13 protein-coding genes are annotated in these 19,591 nt (G+C 43.2%); all 13 read right to left on the bottom strand.

Translation table 11 applies throughout. The annotated features are described in order from the left end of the window. Positions 1–12: 12 nt before the first annotated feature. Positions 13–735: a hypothetical protein gene (locus JQM82_RS03085; protein WP_235248542.1), complete on the bottom strand. Its 723-nt coding sequence runs from the start codon at positions 733–735 to the stop codon at positions 13–15. Positions 736–943: 208 nt separating this feature from the next. After that, on the bottom strand, positions 944–6,613 hold the full coding sequence (locus tag JQM82_RS03080) for a leucine-rich repeat protein (RefSeq protein ID WP_235248541.1): 5,670 nt from the start codon (positions 6,611–6,613) through the stop codon (positions 944–946). A 164-nt stretch (positions 6,614–6,777) separates the two neighbouring features. Further along, positions 6,778–7,830 carry a tetratricopeptide repeat protein gene (locus JQM82_RS03075; protein WP_235248540.1) on the bottom strand — a complete coding sequence of 351 codons (1,053 nt, stop codon included), beginning with the start codon at positions 7,828–7,830 and terminating at the stop codon, positions 6,778–6,780. Between the two features lie 34 nt (positions 7,831–7,864). After that, positions 7,865–9,127, bottom strand: a complete 1,263-nt coding sequence (locus tag JQM82_RS03070) for a hypothetical protein (RefSeq protein ID WP_235248539.1) — start codon at positions 9,125–9,127, stop codon at positions 7,865–7,867. 18 nt (positions 9,128–9,145) lie between these two features. Continuing rightward, a complete protein-coding gene (locus JQM82_RS03065) occupies positions 9,146–9,427 on the bottom strand; it encodes a hypothetical protein (protein WP_235248538.1) in 282 nt (93 codons plus the stop codon). Positions 9,428–9,441: 14 nt separating this feature from the next. Beyond that, positions 9,442–9,717, bottom strand: a complete 276-nt coding sequence (locus JQM82_RS03060; RefSeq protein WP_235248537.1) for a hypothetical protein — start codon at positions 9,715–9,717, stop codon at positions 9,442–9,444. 2 nt (positions 9,718–9,719) lie between these two features. Then, positions 9,720–10,184, bottom strand: a complete 465-nt coding sequence (locus JQM82_RS03055; protein WP_235248536.1) for a YwqH-like family protein — start codon at positions 10,182–10,184, stop codon at positions 9,720–9,722. A 93-nt stretch (positions 10,185–10,277) separates the two neighbouring features. Beyond that, positions 10,278–10,571, bottom strand: a complete 294-nt coding sequence (locus JQM82_RS03050; RefSeq protein WP_235248534.1) for a WXG100 family type VII secretion target — start codon at positions 10,569–10,571, stop codon at positions 10,278–10,280. Continuing rightward, complete coding sequence (gene essC, locus JQM82_RS03045; protein ID WP_235248533.1) at positions 10,558–15,096, bottom strand: type VII secretion protein EssC; 4,539 nt, start codon at positions 15,094–15,096, stop codon at positions 10,558–10,560. Before essC ends, JQM82_RS03050 begins: the two co-directional genes overlap by 14 nt. A gap of 10 nt (positions 15,097–15,106) precedes the next feature. Next, positions 15,107–15,361 carry an EsaB/YukD family protein gene (locus tag JQM82_RS03040; protein WP_235248532.1) on the bottom strand — a complete coding sequence of 85 codons (255 nt, stop codon included), beginning with the start codon at positions 15,359–15,361 and terminating at the stop codon, positions 15,107–15,109. A gap of 18 nt (positions 15,362–15,379) precedes the next feature. After that, positions 15,380–16,219: a PP2C family protein-serine/threonine phosphatase gene (locus JQM82_RS03035; RefSeq protein WP_235248531.1), complete on the bottom strand. Its 840-nt coding sequence runs from the start codon at positions 16,217–16,219 to the stop codon at positions 15,380–15,382. Positions 16,220–16,221: 2 nt separating this feature from the next. Continuing rightward, positions 16,222–18,516, bottom strand: a complete 2,295-nt coding sequence (locus JQM82_RS03030) for a serine/threonine protein kinase (RefSeq protein ID WP_235248530.1) — start codon at positions 18,514–18,516, stop codon at positions 16,222–16,224. A gap of 29 nt (positions 18,517–18,545) precedes the next feature. Further along, positions 18,546–19,580: an AAA family ATPase gene (locus JQM82_RS03025; RefSeq protein WP_235248529.1), complete on the bottom strand. Its 1,035-nt coding sequence runs from the start codon at positions 19,578–19,580 to the stop codon at positions 18,546–18,548. Between the last annotated feature and the right edge of the window lie 11 nt (positions 19,581–19,591).

The following is a 19,591-nucleotide window of genomic DNA, read 5'->3' as shown; positions in this document are numbered from 1 at the left end:
CTATAAGAGGTTTTAATAAAATTGTTCTGATTCCTGCAGCACTCTGCTTTCCCAGTCATAAAACTGGCTTGTATTTCCATAATCATATACATTCTTATTCTCATCAATATATCTGATCATGACACCGTCTTTAAAATATAATCGATGTTCTTCCGTCCCGTTAAAGACAAATGCAAAATACAATACTCCATCATGGAAATAGTATTCTCGTGAATAGTTCCATCCGTCGGTTCCATTATTTAAAACAAATTTTTCGTCACTTTCAGTTGGAGAATAATACCACGAACGAATTTGTTCCACTTCCGCTTCCACATCCAGATTATCAAATCTATGATTCTCTTTCTCTGCCAGATCAGAAGGATCTGGTTCAGCATCGCTGCTGATGATCTCCTTTTCTAATTCCTCCTCTACATCCTTATCCCTGTCCACATCCTTATCAGCTTCCTTTTCTTCTTGTATTTCACTCAAAAACTCAGCCTCTTCTTTTTTGTTATTAAAATGAGCCACAATCAAACCAGCCACAAGTGCACAACAAATCAGAGCACCCAAAAAGATGATAACAAATTCTGTCTTTGATGGCTTTTTTAGCTTACTCGTATTATTCTTCATGTAAGATTCTTTTTCTTTCGCATCTGAAGCGCCACTGCAATCCTGCTGATCGACTAACTGTGCTCCACACTGTGTACAATAAGAACCTTTTTCATATCTTTTATTACATACAGGACATATCTTCATTTCTGCTCATGCAATATGCATTTCCTTCCCTTCTGGTTTATCTTTGTTGATGTTATTGAGTATATGAATATCATAAACCAGTAAAATTTTATCACAAACAAACAGACTTCTCAATATCTGTCCTGCCGTTTTCCGGAATCTATTCCATCGATCCCTCCGGTTCTTTACATACAAAGAAGCAGGCTCTATGAACCTGCTTCTCTTTCTTCTATTCCTCTTTCGTGGCTCCCGGTACCCATTTACCTGTTGCATCTACATAGTATTTTCCACCATCTACCCATTCATCACAGGCCATTACACCATCTTCTTTTAAGTAGTAGTTTCCAACCCATGCATTCGTTACCATTGCTCCGCTGGATGCAAAGTAGTAATCACTTCCATTGATTACCTGCCAGCCGATCTGCATTGCTCCGGACTCATCAAAATAATAAGTCTTTCCTCCAAGCGTCAGCCAGCCGGTCTTCATCTTTCCTTTTGGATCTGAATCAGGCTCACCGTAATACCAGATACCCTTATCTTTATACCAGCCGGTCTGTACTTTTCCGGTTGTTCCAAGGTAATACCAGCTTTCTTCCAGCTTGATCCAGCCCTTCTGATATTTTCCGGTTGCTCCTACATAGTAATCACCGATCCATGCATTCGTTACCATCTTTCCGTCTTCTCCGAGATAGTAACTTCCTGCCCATGCATTCGTTACCATTGCTCCGCTGGACGCAAAGTAATAATCACTTCCAGCAATTACCTGCCATCCGGTCTGCATTGCTCCGGATGAACTGAAGTAATACGTTTTGGTTCCGATCTCACGAAGTCCTGTTGCCATCAGACCCTTATTTTCTGATTTCGGATCTCCGTAATACCACACATTTTTCCACTGATACCAGCCGGTCTGTACTTTTCCGGTTGTTCCAAGATAATACCAACCTTCTTCCAGCTTGATCCAGCCTTTCTGATATTTACCTTTGGCATCTACATGATAGTCGCCTACCCATGCATTTGTTACCATCTTTCCGTCAGATCCCAGATAGTAATCACCCTGCCATTTGTTCTCTACGCGATATCCACTGGCATTGAAGTAATAATAGTCACCGTCGATCAGTTTCCAGCAACTCTTCGGATAGGTTCCATCCGCGTTGCGGTACCACCATCCCTTGCTGCCATGCTGCCATCCTCCGACAAGCCTGATCACATAAGTATCATCCGTAAAGCTTGTATGTGCAGGATTACTGGTTGTAACCTCTACCACATGAGAACCGTCTTTGCCTTTATTATTCAGGAACGGTTTCTCTCCTACGTTCTGAATACTGTTCGGGAAATGAACTGTCTCTAACAGTGCCTCTTTGAACGCATACTTGCCAATAGATTCCACACCGTCTTCAATCACAAGCTTTATAAGTGTCGTAGCTTTATAAGTTCCCTCAAATGCGGATTCTCCGATTTCTTTTACATTACCGGGAATCGTAAGCTCGGTCAGATGATGTAAGTGGAATGCCTTTTCCCCAATCTTCGTTACAGATTCCGGAATAATCAGGGAAGTCAGCCTTGCTCCGGCAAACGCCGTCGCGCCGATCTCAGTTACAGTATCCGGAATAGTGACATTCTCTAATCGGATATTCATGGAGAATGCACCCTGTGGGATCACGGTAACACCTGCGGAAAGCTTCAGTTCCGTAATATCATTGGTTGCAAATGCTCCTCCTCCGAGTTCTGTTACGGTATCCGGAAGTTCCACTTTTACAAGATCATTTCCATAGAAGGCGCTTTCTCCGATCGATGTTACTCCGGTCAGATCTACTTCTGTAAGTGCATTCTGTGAGAACGCCTCTTTTCCGATCACAGTCACATTTTCCGGAAGATTTACAGAAATCATTCCGTTTGGAGAATCAATACCAAATTTTGTAACAACAACTTCCTCATCCGGAATCTTGAACGAACCTTCACCAATTGCAGTGATATCCTTACCATCCGGTGTCTGATCAGGAAGAACCAGTTCTCTTAACGTCGTTCGTTTTGCCTGTCCGCTTTCGGTCCAGCCGGTAATCGTTCCTGTCTCCTCATCATATGTAAAGTCGTCTTTGGTCCAGCCGGTGCCTACCATCTTATCATATACCACAATATGAGAATAATTATTCGCAAATTCTGTATTGCAGGTATCTACCGTCTCTTTATCTGATGTTTTTAATACAACAATCGGATCTGCAGGAGTCTTCGCATTTCCGAAGATGCAGTCTGCCGCTTTATTGGTTGCGGATAATACAACCGTACCCGGAAGTTCTATCTCTGAGATCTGATTTCCCATAAATGCTTCCTTACCGATTGTCACAAGCCCTTCATGTAAAATAACGCTCGTAAGTGATTTCTCCAGTCCGGTCTGCGTAATCTTAAATGCAGAAGTTCCAATGGTCTTCACACTTCCCGGGATCTCAACTTCTGTCAGCTGATGATTCTGGAATGCAGTATTTCCAATGGATGTAAGTGTATCCGGAATTGTCAGGTTCTCCACATGTGTTCCTGTAAACGCAGAAGTTCCAATGGTCTTCACACCTTCCGGAATCACAAGCGTTTCCAGTTTCATATCTGTAACCGTTCCTGCATTAAATGCTGACTGTGGAATATCCGTTACATTTTTGGAAAGTTTAACGCTTGTTAACGCACCGCTTCCTGTAAATGTTCCGCTTCCCATGGTCGTCACACTGTCCGGAATGGATACAGACGTCAATCTGGAATTCTGGAATGCCGTCTGTCCGATCTCCAAAAGTCCATTTGGAAGAACGATCGATGTCATCTCCGCTTCATAAGTGAGACTTGGATTTAACGCAAAAGTCCATTTTCCAATCTTTGTAAGAGTCTTTGGAAGCAGTACGCTTTCCGGCGCATAATTCTTGTCTTCTTCTGTATAGACAAAGATACCCGTCAGATTCGTTCCGTCACCCAGCGCTGTGATCGCCTCGCCCGTCGGACCTGCTTTTGGAAGTACCAGTGCCGGATTTGCCTTGATCTTTGCTTTTCCCGCATCAGAAAGACCTATGATCGTAGTTCCGGATTCGTCGTACGTATAATCATTCACATTCCATGGTGCCTGTTCATCCGGAATCGTTCCAAAGATGATTTCCTGTACATTAGAAGTTCCTTTGGTCTTATAATCCACATAAGCGCCCGCTGACTCTGTATTCAGATACAGATATACGAGTCCTCCTTTTTTCTCAGCGGAAGTTCCCTCGGTAATCTCTTCCATTCCTGTATTCTGAAGGAATGCCCACTTGTGTAACTTTTCTGTATTTGCAGGAATCTGAACTGCTTTGATACTGTTGACTGCGAAAGCCATACTATCAGCCTGGAAGGCAAAGTCTGTCTCTGCCGGAAATTCCAACGAGGAGATACTGTTCTTTCCAAACGCGCTGTTTCCTACCATCATAATGGATTTCGGCAGTTTTACAGTCGTCAGTAGATTGGTACTAAATGCACTGCTTCCTACATAGATCACGCCATCCGGAAGTTCAAGCTCCGTCAGATTATTCTTCATGAATGCACTTGCTCCGATGAAAAAGTCTCCTCTCTCCGTAAGCCCTTTTCCGGTCGTTTCCCATATAGAATCATCATATTCAGCCTTTACATTTTCCGGGAGTGTCAGAGATGTGATTCCTCTGCCCTTAAAAGCGCTGTTTCCGATTCCCTGTACTTTCTTTCCATCCGTATCTTCCGCCGGAATGACAACTTCGGTATTCTCTGCAATCTTCTTTTCCCCTTCTTCAGAGAATCCCGTCACTACCCATACATTAAAGTTTGGTGTGGAAGAATACTCTGCCGCCGGATAAAGCGCAAATCCCTGTTCTCCATATGTAAAGTCTTTTGTCGTCCATACAGACGCATCCGTCAGATAGATCTCATGATAATCGGAATCCGGGAAGTTCTTGACATCCTCATATTGAGACTGCAAAGATACGTATACTTTCGTAATGATCGCTTCTGTGCCGTCCGAATACTCTTTCCGGAATGTATTTTTATTGATCTTGGTTACGGTAGTTGGCAGTGTGATCTCTGTAATCACTTTATTTCTGAACGCATCCGCTCCGATGGTTTCCAGTCCTTCATACAAGGTTACCGTACAAGGAGTTGTAAGATAATTTTTGGTTGAGAAAGCATAAGATCCAATATCCTTTACCGTGGAAGGAATATTGATCTCACTGAAATTATTTCCTGAGAATGCTCGGCTTCCGATACTGGTAACACCTTCCGGAATCTCGATACTTGTCAGGTTCTCCATCCAGTTATCCGCATCGCTGCAGCCAAATGCAGATGCCGGAATCACAGTCAGTCCCTTCGAAAGAATGATCCTTTCCAGCTTCGGATTGGTCGCAAATGCTCCGGATCCGAGAGATGTCACAGAATCCGGCAGTACAACACTTGTCAGATTATTCGTCTGGAATGCCACATTTCCGATCGTAGTCAGACTATCCGGGAATGTCACTTCTTCAAGTCCGTTATTCTGAAATGCAAAATTACCGATTACTTCCAGTTCACTCGGAAGATATACCGAATCATATCCCTCACCTTCCGCTCCGAACAGACCATAGCCGCCGGCTGCTGCCGCCGCAATCTCTGTAATATACTCTCCGTCTTTATTCATATCCGGAAGTACCAGATCTTTGTTCACAGCTCTTTTTGCGATACCGGAATCAGAAAGCCCCGTGATTACGGTTCCTTCAATCACAAAATCGTTCACATTCCATGGGAGATCCGGATTCTGCGTTTCCTCCGTTCCGTCATTGACGATCAGTTTCTGTACATAGGACAGCTGTGCCGCAGTTGCCTTTTCTGTATGATGAATGCGGTCTTTATTGGCAAGATCTGCATTATCTGTATACATGTAGACTACACCAGCGTCATACGTGACACCATCAACGGTATATGTTTTGTAAGTATCCTTCGCATCTTCTGCGATCGGTTCCTTGCCCGTGTTCCATGCAAACACATCTTTATTGACAACCTCGGTATAATCCGGAAGCCTTACAGATGTGATAAAGTTTTTTGCAAAAGCAAGACCATGCATTTCAAGCCGGAAATCACAGGTCGTCGGGAAATTAACCGTTGTAATCCGGTTACTTGCAAACGCCATGGTCTCAATCCACCAGATGGTCTTAGGCAGTTTTACCGTCTGAATCTGATTGTTATTAAATGCAGACGGAAGGACTGCGATCACTCCCTCCGGCAACGTAACGGATGTAAGATCATTTCCTGCAAATGCATTCTCTGCAATGATGAAATTACCACGTTTTGTAACGATATTGGTTACGGTATCATCATAATCCACCATCATTCCGGATGGAAATTTTACAGACGTAAGCCCCTTGTTCTTAAATGCACTTTCTGCGATTCCGACGATCATATCCCCTTCGTCGTCTACAGAAGGAATCACCAGATCTGTATTCAGGGCAAGCTTTGCTTCTCCGGATTCTGAAAATCCTGCAATTGCTGTACCTTTGATCGTGATTTCTCTGGTATAGTCACATCCATATAATAACTTTTCATAACTTACATATGTAAAGTCTTCAGATGTCCAGACAGAAGCATCAATCTCTTCCTGCGCCCCTTCCTCAGCAAGAACTTCTGCTTCCTGTTCTTCCTGTACTTCTTCCGCTGCAGATTGCTCTTCCTGGACCGTTTCTTCTGTCGCATCCGCCTCCACTGCAGCATTGCTTTCTACTGCAGCATCCCCTTCTTCTGCAGTAGAATCATTCTCTTCTTCCGTTGTTGCTTCCTGAGCATTGACTGCATCTGCACTCTGTGCATCAACATCTGCGGCAAAAGCCGTGCCTGCACAGGACAAAAGCATGATCAGGCTCAGCAGTAACGCAAGAAGTCTTTTTCTCGTTTTTTTCAACTTTTTTACCTCCTGTTCACATAGTCCTACCATTCTAAAATGATATTACTATTCTACCTCTGAAGCCTGATCAGGCATAATCGATATTTTTTATATTATCACTGTATTTATTTATTCTATCTATCCGCAGATTCTGGATTGCTTCAATGACATCATACTGTCACTTATGATATTACCATCTTAAGCGCCTCATACATGTCCTGATCCGCAAGTCCGTTTTCTTCCATCCACTCTATACATATCGCTGCTTCTTTTTTCATAAGTTCCAGTATGTTCCCCTCTGGTTTTCCTTCGCTCAAAAAATAGAAAATAAAGATTTGAAGATACATTGTCGCATAGAATCTCAGATTCTTTTTCGGAAAATCCTGTTCCAGAATCCAATTGGAAACGGCTCCTGCACGCACATAATTTCCTTTTGTCATATCCAGAACCATGACCGAAAATGCCGCATCCAGATCGCCATACTCTTCGAAAAGATGCCTGATTTCCTTCTCTGTGTCTTCTGTTACTCCCTGTTGTTCCTGTTTTTTTAAAGACAGTTCTATCTTTTTATGAAGTGCCAGCTTAGGAATCATCTTCATGACAGATGGATTTTCCTCGATCATATGCAGAACATCCATCTCCTTGCCTGACAGCTCCAATCCGGCCAAACGGTCAATCAGATACTGTGGATGTTTCTGAAAATCAGACGCAATCTCTTCAAAATGGTTCTCCATCTCCTGGTACTCCTCTCTCTGAAGCTGTACCAGATAATACAGATGATGTCCCTGATATTCCTCCGGAAATTCTTCCATAATACGGCGGGCAGTTTTATCTGCCTTCAACATCATATTCCCGCGCAGATAGAACAACGCCTGTGATGAAAGCACGATCAGCCTCTCCTCCTGCGTCTGCGTCAGTTCGACAGCTTTCAGATAGGCCCGCTCTGCCTGCTTCCATTCACCTGTCTTTTCTTTCGCGACCGCCATGTTCTGATACACGCGATAAGAACCATATCCTCTTTTCTCTGCTTCCGTATAATATTTCAAGGCCAGTTCAAATTCTTCCTGAAAGACAGCAATGTTCCCCAGATCAAATGCAATCCTTCCATTCTCCGGATCTGCTTTTGCCGCCTCGCTCAATATATCCAGGGCTTCCTGATAGGATCGTCTGCGGATCAGTTCTTCTGCTGTACCCACCCTGTTTTCTATCTCATTTAAGCTCTGATTGTTCTTCATTCTCTGATTTCTCCATTGTATATACGATGATCTGTTAATTCACGACAAGAACCGAAGATTCCCACAGTTCTTCCAGAAATTCATAGGTATCCGTAAAAAGCTTTCCGCCTGTTGTATGACCGAAGAGCTCTTCACCTACTGACTTGTCCGGATCTGTAAATGCCTCCAGATATCCTTTCCCGGTCTTGATATTGGAGATGATATTTTTACTCCTGCCAGCTTTCTGATATATATCGTTGTACTTTCTCAACTGACTTCCTGTTACCCGTTTCTTCGTGTTTTTCAATCGATCCGGCGACAGAGAAAGTCCGTCATCTGTCACATTTATATTGATTCCAGCCTCTTTCATTATCTGTTCTCCAAAGTCTCCGGGGTTCTTTATCTTCTCACCGAGTGCCAGCTCCGTAATATCCTTTGCACCCTGATAGATATCATATACTTCCTTTGCTTTGTCCAGTCCTTTGCTTCCCTTTGCCGCTATCCCGTAAATCCTTCCAAGAACACTGTCATCATCTGCATATGCTTCCAGTTCTGATGTCAATCCGTCTCTTTCCAGATAATCTTCTGCATATTCCAACGTTGATTCTCTTATCTTATTTTTCTTGTCACCGCTTATTGAACCGATTCCAAGTCCCAGACCGACAACAGACAACGCGACAAGATCCTGTCCTAAATTAAACGGAGCATTGATCAATCCCCAGCCGGCTGAAGCCGCTGAAGTAAAGTCTCCTGTTACCACACCTTTTGCAACTCCTGCCGTAAAGCCAAACAAATCTCCGGCAAAAGATAATACGCTTCCCGGAATTCCCTTTAATGCCTCGATCGCAGCCTTTTTTTCACGATAACTAAGTTCTTTATCATAGGTTGCGGCCATTTTTGTATCTGAGTTTTTTAATTCTTTATTGATTCCTTTGCATTCTTTCTGAATCGTTGTTGCCGATGCAATGGACAAGGATGGATGCAGTTGATCCGAAAGGATCTGCATCTTTGAAGCAGTCCCCTTCATTCTGTCTGTCAGGACCAGAAATTTATCTGCATATTCGCCGTCTACCGAATATACATTGGAAAATATTTGTTCCAGCTGCGCTTTGGTCGTGTTATTCATATCCAGTACTTTTTTATGATATCTATCTACATGATCTGTAAAATTATTAATATTCAGAATTCCAATCCAATAATTGAACTTATGGCACAGATCTCCTAATGCATCTGTCAGTGGACATAACGTCTCATCTTCCAATTCATAGATCTGAGTCTCCAGATGTTGTTTTGCTTTTTCTGAAAAATCTCGTTTCATACCCTATCTTCCGCCTTTTCATGAACCTTTTTTCGATACACTGGACGCCGCCAGTTGATCAGAAGTATTGAAAGTATCATCTGCCACCTCCAGGAACTCAGTGGTCTTATCCAGCAATATTCCAAAGGCAGCTCTTACTTCAGCCACCTGATCACACAGATTCTGCAGTTCTTCGTATGTTTTTCCACAACTTGCCTGTGTATCCGGTCGTTTCGTTACTTCTTTATTCTCATCTTTCAATACTTTTAATTTTTCAACATACTCCGCTGTTTTAGCGGTATCTACTTTGAATTTAGCCATTTGCATTCTCCTGTCTAATACAGATCCTCATCTGCCTCATCAATTCTGCTGATAAAATTTTTACAGTATGTATTCGCTGCACGTCCGCATTCTGCAATTCCTTTCATCGCTTCTGCCTGTGATACGAATTCCTTTAACGCTTCCGCCGTCTTTCCTTCTACAATTCCTTCTTCGCAGACACCTTTTAAAATAGAGATATATTCTTTTAACTTTTTCTCAATATCTTCTGCTTCTACTTTCAGGTAGTTTCCCACCTCATTCACATATTCATCCTCTATGATCAAATCCATACCTAAGCCCTCTCTTCACTTGCCGCTTCTTCCTGTGCTTTCTGTCTGAGATAATCTTCCTTTTCATTCTGAATAGATCCTATCTTCGAGCTGCATGACTGAATCGCGGTCTGCTTTTGGTCAATTAGTTTTCGTAATTCATCAATTTTATCCTGTATGATCTCCAACGAGGTTCCAAGTCCGCTGTCTGCAGCCGAATACTCAGCCCCTTTCACAGCAGTTAACAGGTTTGAGAAAAATTTCCCATTTAAAACAGAAGCCACTGCTCCCCACAAATTTGTCATTCCACTAATCTTACTCTCCGCCTGGTTCGCCGTATCATGCAGGATATCCTGCAGACCTCCCATCTGACGCTTCATATTATTCAATTCATTGATCTGTTCTTCCAGTTTACGGATGTCCTGCTGATATCCGGTAATTGCTTCTTTATTGCTGTTAATCTGTGCATCGAATTCTGCTTCTGTCATATTCTTCACCACTATTCTTTACCAGTTTTTCTTTTTTTCTTCCGGAGATCTCCATACGAAGATCTCCGTTCTCTTTTGACTCATCCAATTGGATTAACGCGAAATCGCACTTGCTCCCTGAGAATCTTCATCCATACGATTTGCAACATACTGTGCAATATATTCTGAGATTTCCTGCAATGCATCTCTCGCATTCTGCAGAGCAATTTTGTGATCCGTCTCAAAGCGATTGATAAATGCTTCTGAAGTCTGGTTCGTCCATCCGGACTGAAGATCACCATTGGTCTTAACCAGTGTATTGATGATCTCATCCAGCATCCCCGCCTGATTGGAGTATACACTCTTCGCCTGATCCAATACATCATAATCCACTTTATTTACACTCATTCTTCTCACCTCCTCTCACAATATCTTCGTTTCGAACAACTTTCAGCCTGCTGATGTCATTTCCATTAATCCAAAATGCTTCATTTTTATCCAATGGTTTTCCGTTTTTCCGGACAAAGGAAGACGGAATATCAACCATCTTTATATCCGTCGCATTGGCAAACACAAGGAACTGACGATTCTCTTTCAAGATCTTAAGTACTTCCGGAGAATTAAACGCGATCGCATCATTGTCCAGATTCGTATATATGATGCAGCTTCGACTACTCCTGCAAAGACTCAGTATATGTTTATAGATACTCAGAAGTCCTCTGTCCTCGCTGATGGCTGCCACCGCATTTTTATTATGGATCAGAAGTATGATCGGCTTCTCCCAGCTGTCAGATCCACTGCTTTCTCTTTCTTCCAGTTCCATCTCCATATCTTTCAGCATCTCTTCAATATCTGCCGCAGACTGACTGTACAGACATACATTACTTTCTTCTTTATGATCGGACAGAGTTCCGGCCGCATCATCCAGGATATATACTCCAATGTCCTGAGCCGCAAATGTCTGGCACAGATATTCCACATACTGCATTCTTCCTCTGTCTGCCTGACCGGAAATTGCCAGGATACTCTTCTCCGACAGATCCAGGACACAGGGTTCAATGCTGTCATAATCCACACCGATCGGTATCCGCATACAGTCAGGGCTGCAGCCGAATTTTCTCTTCAGTACTTCCGGTGTGAGGTCTTTTGGAACTTCCGGAATCGCTCTTGCATAGGAATCCGGATAACATTCATTCTGCATCTGATTGTAAGTGAGAATCTGATTGACTCTGTCAACCTCTTTTTCTCCTTCAAATGCAAGATACGTCTGTGCCTCATAGATGACCTTTTCCCGTTCGATCAGACAGCGTCCCGGAAGATTATCCGGCCGCATTCTGCAGCTGTCAAACAGTGCCCCATACTCCGTCGTATCATTACAGAACAATGCGATTCTCTGTTCAAAATTCGACAGGTACTTGTATCCGATGCCACTGGTCTGTGCATTGGCAATCACGAAACTGATTCCTACTGCAATTCCATCTCTGCATACCGGAAGCAGAAAATCATTATCCATCAGATATAACTCCCGCAATGCAGTAAGATTATCAATCACCACCACGATCTGCGGAAGGTCACCCTTTCCGGTTTCAAGATATGATGCATAAGAGCTCACTCCGGCATTGACCAGTTTCTCTTTTCTTTCCTCCATTTCCTGACTTAGAAGCTTGAAAAGATTTCTGCATTTCTCCTCTTCATAGGAACACACCACACCGCCTACATGATGCAGGGATTCGTAATTTCGGAATATCATGGAACCAAAATCAAGAATATACAGATTCAGTTCCTCCGGTGTATACTGGGATGTCAGGCTTCGGATGATCGTCTGCAGCAGATTTGTCTTTCCATTTCCGGAAGAGCCAATGATCATGGTATTCGCCTGTGTGACATTCATTACAAGTTCATCCTGCCTCTGTCTGGACGGATCATCCAGGATACCCACATATGCCTTCAGACCTTCTGACAGTTCACACGGTCTCTCCCACCGATCTGTTGTCAGTACTTCCCCAAGTGGCGGAAGACAGATATATGGAAGCGGAGCAATCTGCTTTTTCTGACAATATTCCGACAAATATGCGACAACGCTTTCTAACTGCGTCTGAGACTGCTCTTTGGATTTTTCCGGCTTCTGTTCATAGATTTTTGTCCTTCTTCCTGCAAAGTCCAGTCTTGATATCGAAAATTTCTTTTTGGATGCCGCACCCTCTGTTCTGGCAGAAGCCCCACTGTATGCCGATTGAAACAGTTCGAAGATCTCGTTATTACCAACCTGAAGATATGCACGTCCCGGCTCCGTGATCTCAGCAGCCAGAGGAGATTTCAATACTTCATTACTGTCCTCTCTCGTCTGCACTTTCAGACACAGTTTAAATCTGGAGTTTGACCAGATCTGAGGGTCTACCACTCCGCTTGGTTTCTGTGTGGCAAGAATCAGATGAACGCCCAGACTTCGACCGATTCTGGCTGCACTGATCAGCTCTTTCATAAATTCCGGCTGTTCTGCCTTTAGTTCTGCAAACTCATCTACAATCAAAATCAGATGCGGAAGTGGCTTTTTGGCAATTCCCTGCTTGTATAAGCGAATATATGCATCGATATGATTGACCTGATACTCTGCAAACATTTCCTGTCTCTTCTTCAACTCTGCACGAATTGACAACAGGGAACGTTCCATTGCCTTTCCATCAATGTTCGTAATCGCTCCCACAAGGTGCGGAAGCTTTCGAAACTGATTTACCATACCGCCGCCTTTAAAGTCAATAATCACAAAGCTTACATCATACGGGTGAAACAGAAGTCCCATTGACAGGATATAAGACTGCAGTGTTTCACTTTTACCGGAACCTGTGGTTCCTGCCACCAGTCCGTGTGGACCATGATGTTTTTCATTCAGATCCAGATAAACGATCTGATTCTTCGCTTTCACACCGATCGGTGCGGCCATGGAACGATACACTTCCGATGAAGCCCAGTTTTCCTCCACATCAATATCTTCCGGTCCGTATATATTCATCATCTCAAAGAATGTGATACTTTTGGTCAGTGTACTTTCCAGACTGATTTCTTCACAGTAAATCGGAGCCAGCTTATTGACTGCCTTTGCAAGCATCGCGTCTTCCAGCACATTTGCCGTAAATACTTCCGCTTTCGTCCCGTCAGCAGCCTGTACTTTCATACCATGGAGAACATCTTCCATTCGAATGATGTATTCACATCCTTTCGGCAGATATTCTTCATGCTCATTAAAATACAGGAACGTAATCCCTTTTTCTTTTGCATCCTGCATCAGTGCAGATACAGGATGGTTCTGGATTCCGTTATCCCGATACACAAACACAATCATCCTCGGCATACAATTTTCTTTATTGCGGTTGAGAATTTCCTTATACAGGTACTCCAGCAGGATTCCTTTACTTTCATCATCGCAGATTACATTTCTCCTGTGCAGGAGATCATTCTGCACATGTGGGAGCATCCGCAGCCATGACATTCTTCCAATATCCTCTTCCCCGATACAATATAAAAACTGAACCTCCGTGTAATAATGTCTGGAAGCAAGATCAAGCGTAAACAACTTTAACATATGATACAATGCATCTCTGCTGCCGGTAATCCCAACCATGCTCGTCTCTTTCAGCGACATCGTCACCGGAGCATTTTTAAGCATCTTATAATCCTCAGCCATTTTCCCCGGAATATCAATCAAAGTATCTGTTGATTCAATCCGCTCCTGTTTCTTATATGAGATATGCCGATATGCCTCTCTCAATCCGGTTCCGAGACGCACTTCCAGAAAATCTTCATCCCGCATTTCTCGTTCAAACAGCCTGGGAGAGAAGCTTTCAATCTGATCCAGTTCCTTTGGAACCGAATAATACCGATTTTCCAGAATCTGTATTTCCTGCCCTCTTGCCTCTTCTATTACTTTCTTTTTTTCTTCAATATAAGCAGAATACTTCTCTTCTCTTTTTTCTGTTTCCTCTTTATAATCTTTCTTTTCTGTAATGATCGACATAACCGAAGTAATGATTCCGACTCCCATCGTACCTGCACTGATCAGCAGATAAGATATACTTGTCGTACTCATAAATCCCCGAAGCAGAACGACCACCCCCAGCATGGCAACCGAAGGAAACAGCTTCATTATGATGTTGCCATCCGGCTTTCTCGGCTGCGACGGCGGATCCAGAATCTCGATCTCTTCATCCGGCAGTATTTCATGAATTCGTGTACTGCGGTTAAACTTCGGATATGTATGCCAGCTCTGGCTTTCTTTTTCGTCTGCATAAGATACACCGTGTAATATCATATCACTGCCACTGTCTGTATACAGTGCCTGATTCTGATAACAGAAACTATAAGGACCGACAGAAAGAAAATCCAGCGGCATAAGAACCGTCGATTCTGACAGTGCATTTCCGTTGATGCGAACCTCATTCCCTGTCTGTTCCGGCAAAAGCAGATACTGCTTTCCCTGCCTGCTGATCAAAAGACTGTCATCATGTACACTTTCATGTGGGAGCTGTATCTGACAGCTTCCCGTACCTCCGATCCGGACAGAAGACAGCCCCTGAAGATCAATCCTTCGATCATAATGATGCCGATAAAAATCAAAATCCAGTGTATAGAACAAGGTCATAACTTCTACATTTGATTTTCTGTACTTCAATACAATCTGCATTCCGGGATCCAGCTCTGCAATCATCAGCTTTCTGGCGTCTCCCACAGACAGATAGACATTATTCCCACATTCAATCTGACATTTTCCTTCCTGCAGGGTGATTACCAATAAAAAAGGCTCAAAAAAGTCTTCTTCCCGAAAACGTACATCTGCTTCGATTCCGGTTCCGACAATCATCTTAGGCTGCAATTCCGATATCTCCGCTTCCCTGTATGACTGTTTTGCTGACATCATCAGCTTATACCTGTTCTCCATATTTATCCTCTCACTCATTCCATATGCATATTTCTGTTCCGTTTCGGATTCCATATTCCTGAAGCGTCTTATTCCCTCGAAGCAGTGCTTTCGGATTATCTGCTTTCAGATAATATTGAAATATATTTTCTGCATCCATGCTTAATGAATAGATTTGATTCAACGCCGTAATCAATTCATTGGCTGTAATATTCACCGGAAGTTCCAGTTCTTCCCGAACGCCTTTTTCGGGAACACTCACGATGATCCTGACATTTTCTTTCACGAACTCCGTCCCCTCCTCTTACTTTTTTGCAGTGATCCTGCCGCGCAGCCTGTCCCACAGCCCTGCCGCAGTTCCTGCCTCAATTATCACAACTGTAATATTGTCTTTTCCACCTGCATCCACAGCACTCTGCACCAGCTCTCTGACTGCATCTGCGATATGCTCATTCTGCAAAAGAATTTTCCCGATTTCTTCATCCCGGATCATATCGGTAAGTCCGTCACTGCAGATCAGATACCGGTCCTTTTCCTGAACCTCCATTTCTGTACGGCTCGCAGGTTCCAGCAGCATCTCTTCCGGAAATATTCCCAGATGCTGCGTTATCTGATGCCGCATGGGATGTTTTTCCGCTTCCTCAGGTGTAATCTGTCCTCTGCGCATCATACGGGCGATCACGGTATGATCTGTCGAGAGCTGTTCGAGAATTCCATTTCTCATGCGATAGATTCTGCTGTCACCCAGATTAATACTCGACACCGTATCACCGGAAAATTCCAGAACAGCAAGCGTACTTCCCATTCTTTTCCGTTTCTTTCTCCGATCCTCACAGATTCTTTCATTGGCTTCTGTTACGTATTCCATCGGATCATTTCGAAGTGGGTGCTCTTCTCCTGCGTGCAAAACACAAAATTCCTGCAGCGCCTGCACTGCTTTCAGAGAGGATACTTCTCCAGATGCATATCCTCCCATCCCATCACACACGGCAGCTGTCATCCGTCCGTTCTTCACATTTCCTGACACCTGAAAACAATCCTGATCCACGTTCTGTTTCATTTTCCCGTCTATATAAAAATTATCTTCATTTTTTTCCGGAACTCTCCCCGGATGTGTCAGCGCCATATAATCCAGTCTAAGCATGATTAATATTCCTCTTCATATTCTTGATAAGTCCGCATTTTCTCCCAATCCGGCAGCACAATTGATTCACAATCTGCCCCCGTCACATAATACGTCATGCTTTCTGATGACACGGACGACTCTTCATACGTGCTTTCGTACTGATTCATCTCTTCTACAGATCTCTCTGCTTCTATATGTGCCGTACTCTGAGACGCGCCTTTCTCAATACAATCTTTGTAATATCGGATATAATCAACGACATCACTCATACTTCTGAATGCTTCAAATAACTCTTCACTCTGACTCTGATCATACACTATATAGCTCTGTATTAATTGATGTCCTTCCGTTGTAATCCAATAACATCGCGTACTCGTATATGTTTTTTCCAGAGACTGATTCTCCTGTTCTATATAATTTTCCAGCACCTCTTCTCCGTCCGGAACCAGCTCCAGCTCCTCTTCTGTAATATCCCACTGATCTAATGCATCTTCTCTGTTGTACTCCGACGACTCCAGACATTCATAAGTAATCGAAATCTTGATCACCCCGTCTTCTTCGCTTTCTTTCACAACCTGATAATCAAGCAGTCTGGAACCATCCGTATTCTCCAGTCCCCCGAACGGCAGCCTAACTTCATTTATATCCATCTCATAAGTATATCTGTAATATTCCGGTGCAGATTCATCCAGCAGAATTTTTTCCACATAATAGTCCCCCGATTCTGCACTATAAGCATTTGTGTACCAGTACTCATCTTCCCCTTCTTTTGTATAATAGTCATAATCATAATCATTTTGATCATCAGAAAAATACCTTTTTTCCATACAGACCTGCATATTTGTATCCATTGTTATCACCGAAGAATAGCTGTCTCTTTCACCGTTCCTACATACAGAGATAGTATCTTCCTGCGATTCCCTCACTTCTGATTCATTATAGGCATCCACTCCCTCCTGAAGCCAGGATAACAATTCCTCCTCCTCAGAAGTCAGGAAACTTCTGACCGTCTGAACATTCTCCCCGGAAGCTGCATTGTTCCCACCGGTTGACTGTCCCATAAATATGACAATTCCAATAACAGCCGCTGCACCTGCCGCTGCTATACCAATGAGCATCTTTTTGTTCCCTTTTTTATCCGTTTTTCTCTCTTCCCGGACAGGTTCTTCCCTGCCGGCGGTTTTCTCTTTTTCCGGGACATATTCATATTCTTTCATACCGACGGTTTTCTCTTCTTCCGGGATATATTCTTCCATACCGACGGTTTTCTCTTCTTCCGGGATATATTCTTCCATACCGATGGTTTTCTCTTCTTCCGGAAATTCCTCGTCATTTCCGGCAGTCTTTTCTTCCAGGTCATGGAAATAAGAATCTGTTCTTTTCTCACCGGAAGCATCGGTAATCTTCACTTTATTCAACGCCTGCAGCATCTCTTCTGCTGTATGGTAACGATCCTCCGGGTTAAATGCACATGCTTTCAGGATTACGGAGGCAAACGCTTCACCGGCATTGACCGGTGCAGGAAGTGCTTCTCCGTCCATACGCCTGTCAAGGGCATTTTCCCGGTCTTCATAACGAATCTGTGCCGTATCCTGCGGATAAAAAGGCATTCTTCCCCGATTCATGAAACTATAAAGTACCAGTCCCAGAGAATAGATATCAACACTTGAACCATAAGGATGACGCAAATATACTTCCGGAGCCATATATTTCTCCGTTCCTTTTCGGGAATGACTTCCGGTCGTCTTATCAATCGTCCTTGCAACTCCGAAGTCTCCGAGCTTAAACTGTCCCGTCTCGCTGATAAAGATGTTTTCCGGCTTAATATCCCGGTGAATCATCTCTTTTTTCTGGCAATATACCAGCGCACTACAGAGTTCTTTCCCAAGACGCAGTACATCTGCCTCATTCATCGGATGTTCCAAGCGATAATCATTCAGCGGTGTCAAAAGCTCCATTCGAATCAAAATATCCCACCCGATAGAGGTCTCATGCACCCGTACCTGATGATCCTCATATCTGACAATATTCGGATGACTTTTTAGATCCGACATCACCACGATTTCCTTGGCAATCTCGTCCACAAATCCCTGAAAATAACTGCTTGCCGACTGTTCATTCATCCCCTCGCTGAGAACAGCTTTGATATCCGAAGATGACTTGGGAACCCGGATCACCTTCAGAGCGGATTTGGTCCGGATTCCGTAATCAATCTTATGTATCTCATACACAGTTCCATAAGCTCCCGACCCCAGTTCTTCCACAATTTCCCAGTCTCCAAAGACCTTTGTTCCTATCTTATACTCATAGTCCATCTTTTTCTCCTTTTCTCTCTCATTCCCTTTTATAATAACATACACATCATGCCCTTTATTCCCTCACACTCTCCGAGCTCATCCAGTGTAAAATGCCTTTCGAATTTCTCAATATATTCACTGACAGGATGCTCTCCCAGTACCTCCTGACTTAACATATTATCGACATTCGACTCATACTGATTGCATATAAATGTATATTTTTCCGGATTACTACAGTCCATATTCTGAAGCAGGAATTTTGTTTTTTCTACAGAAAGTGGATCCTGCATGACGATAATTCCCACAAAATCACTTTTTCCAATATATTCTGCAATCTCCGGTCTGAGGCCGGAATCTGTATCCACAATAATATAATCATAATCTCCGGATTCTGCTGCTTCATCCATCAGCTTTGCGAACATATCACACGAAATCTGAAGGGAATCCAGCGATGCCATCAAAGGCGGAACAAACGAGAATCCCTCATTCCTTACATAGGGTCTCAAATCTGCATAGTGATTCCTGCTGTCATCTCTCAGCAGCCGGTAGACATTCGCATCCAGATATATCTTGTCTTTCAGAAAAAACGCAAAACTCTGTACCGACTCTGTACTGATAAACAACACTTTTTTATGATGCTCTGCCAAGCATTTACAAAGCCCTATGGAGATCGTTGTCTTTCCTGCACCTCCGATGGCAGAACAGACAGTCACCACTTTTGTCTTCTTCTCTTTTGCGTCATCTGTAAAATGCAGGCTATATACAGCTTCATTCATGATATTTTTTACACTCGAAAACTTATTTACCCGGATAAGATTTCCAATCGATTCCGTACTACGTGTATTTTCACTGAGCACAACAATTCTCTGAATCTCATGTTTTTTCAGAGCATCCTGATAAAGCAGCTCACTGATCACCAGAACATCTGCCTCCCTCTGAACTGCAAAATATTCTGCAAAAAATGTTTCTTCCGTAATAATGATCAGTTCGATTCTGTTTCCATATATCTCGATAAACTTCAATTCTAATGACAACAGATACTCATAATCCGTATCTGCCAGAATAACTATTGGTCTTTTCATTTTTTTCTCCT

The sequence above is a fragment of the Faecalicatena contorta genome (assembly GCF_021531995.1).
Classification (GTDB): domain Bacteria; phylum Bacillota; class Clostridia; order Lachnospirales; family Lachnospiraceae; genus Dorea_A; species Dorea_A contorta_A.
This window is presented reverse-complemented; position numbering and strand designations above follow the sequence as displayed.

Bases quoted from the DNA above. Each gene is read 5' to 3' on its own strand.
- JQM82_RS03085 (WP_235248542.1), bottom strand. From the start codon at position 735: ATGAAGATATGTCCTGTATGTAATAAAAGATATGAAAAAGGTTCTTAT.
- JQM82_RS03075 (WP_235248540.1), bottom strand. From the start codon at position 7,830: ATGAAGAACAATCAGAGCTTAAATGAGATAGAAAACAGGGTGGGTACA.
- JQM82_RS03070 (WP_235248539.1), bottom strand. From the start codon at position 9,127: ATGAAACGAGATTTTTCAGAAAAAGCAAAACAACATCTGGAGACTCAG.
- JQM82_RS03065 (WP_235248538.1), bottom strand. From the start codon at position 9,427: ATGGCTAAATTCAAAGTAGATACCGCTAAAACAGCGGAGTATGTTGAA.
- JQM82_RS03060 (WP_235248537.1), bottom strand. From the start codon at position 9,717: ATGGATTTGATCATAGAGGATGAATATGTGAATGAGGTGGGAAACTAC.
- JQM82_RS03055 (WP_235248536.1), bottom strand. From the start codon at position 10,184: ATGACAGAAGCAGAATTCGATGCACAGATTAACAGCAATAAAGAAGCA.
- JQM82_RS03050 (WP_235248534.1), bottom strand. From the start codon at position 10,571: ATGAGTGTAAATAAAGTGGATTATGATGTATTGGATCAGGCGAAGAGT.
- essC (WP_235248533.1), bottom strand. From the start codon at position 15,096: ATGGAGAACAGGTATAAGCTGATGATGTCAGCAAAACAGTCATACAGG.
- JQM82_RS03035 (WP_235248531.1), bottom strand. From the start codon at position 16,219: ATGCTTAGACTGGATTATATGGCGCTGACACATCCGGGGAGAGTTCCG.
- JQM82_RS03030 (WP_235248530.1), bottom strand. From the start codon at position 18,516: ATGGACTATGAGTATAAGATAGGAACAAAGGTCTTTGGAGACTGGGAA.
- JQM82_RS03025 (WP_235248529.1), bottom strand. From the start codon at position 19,580: ATGAAAAGACCAATAGTTATTCTGGCAGATACGGATTATGAGTATCTG.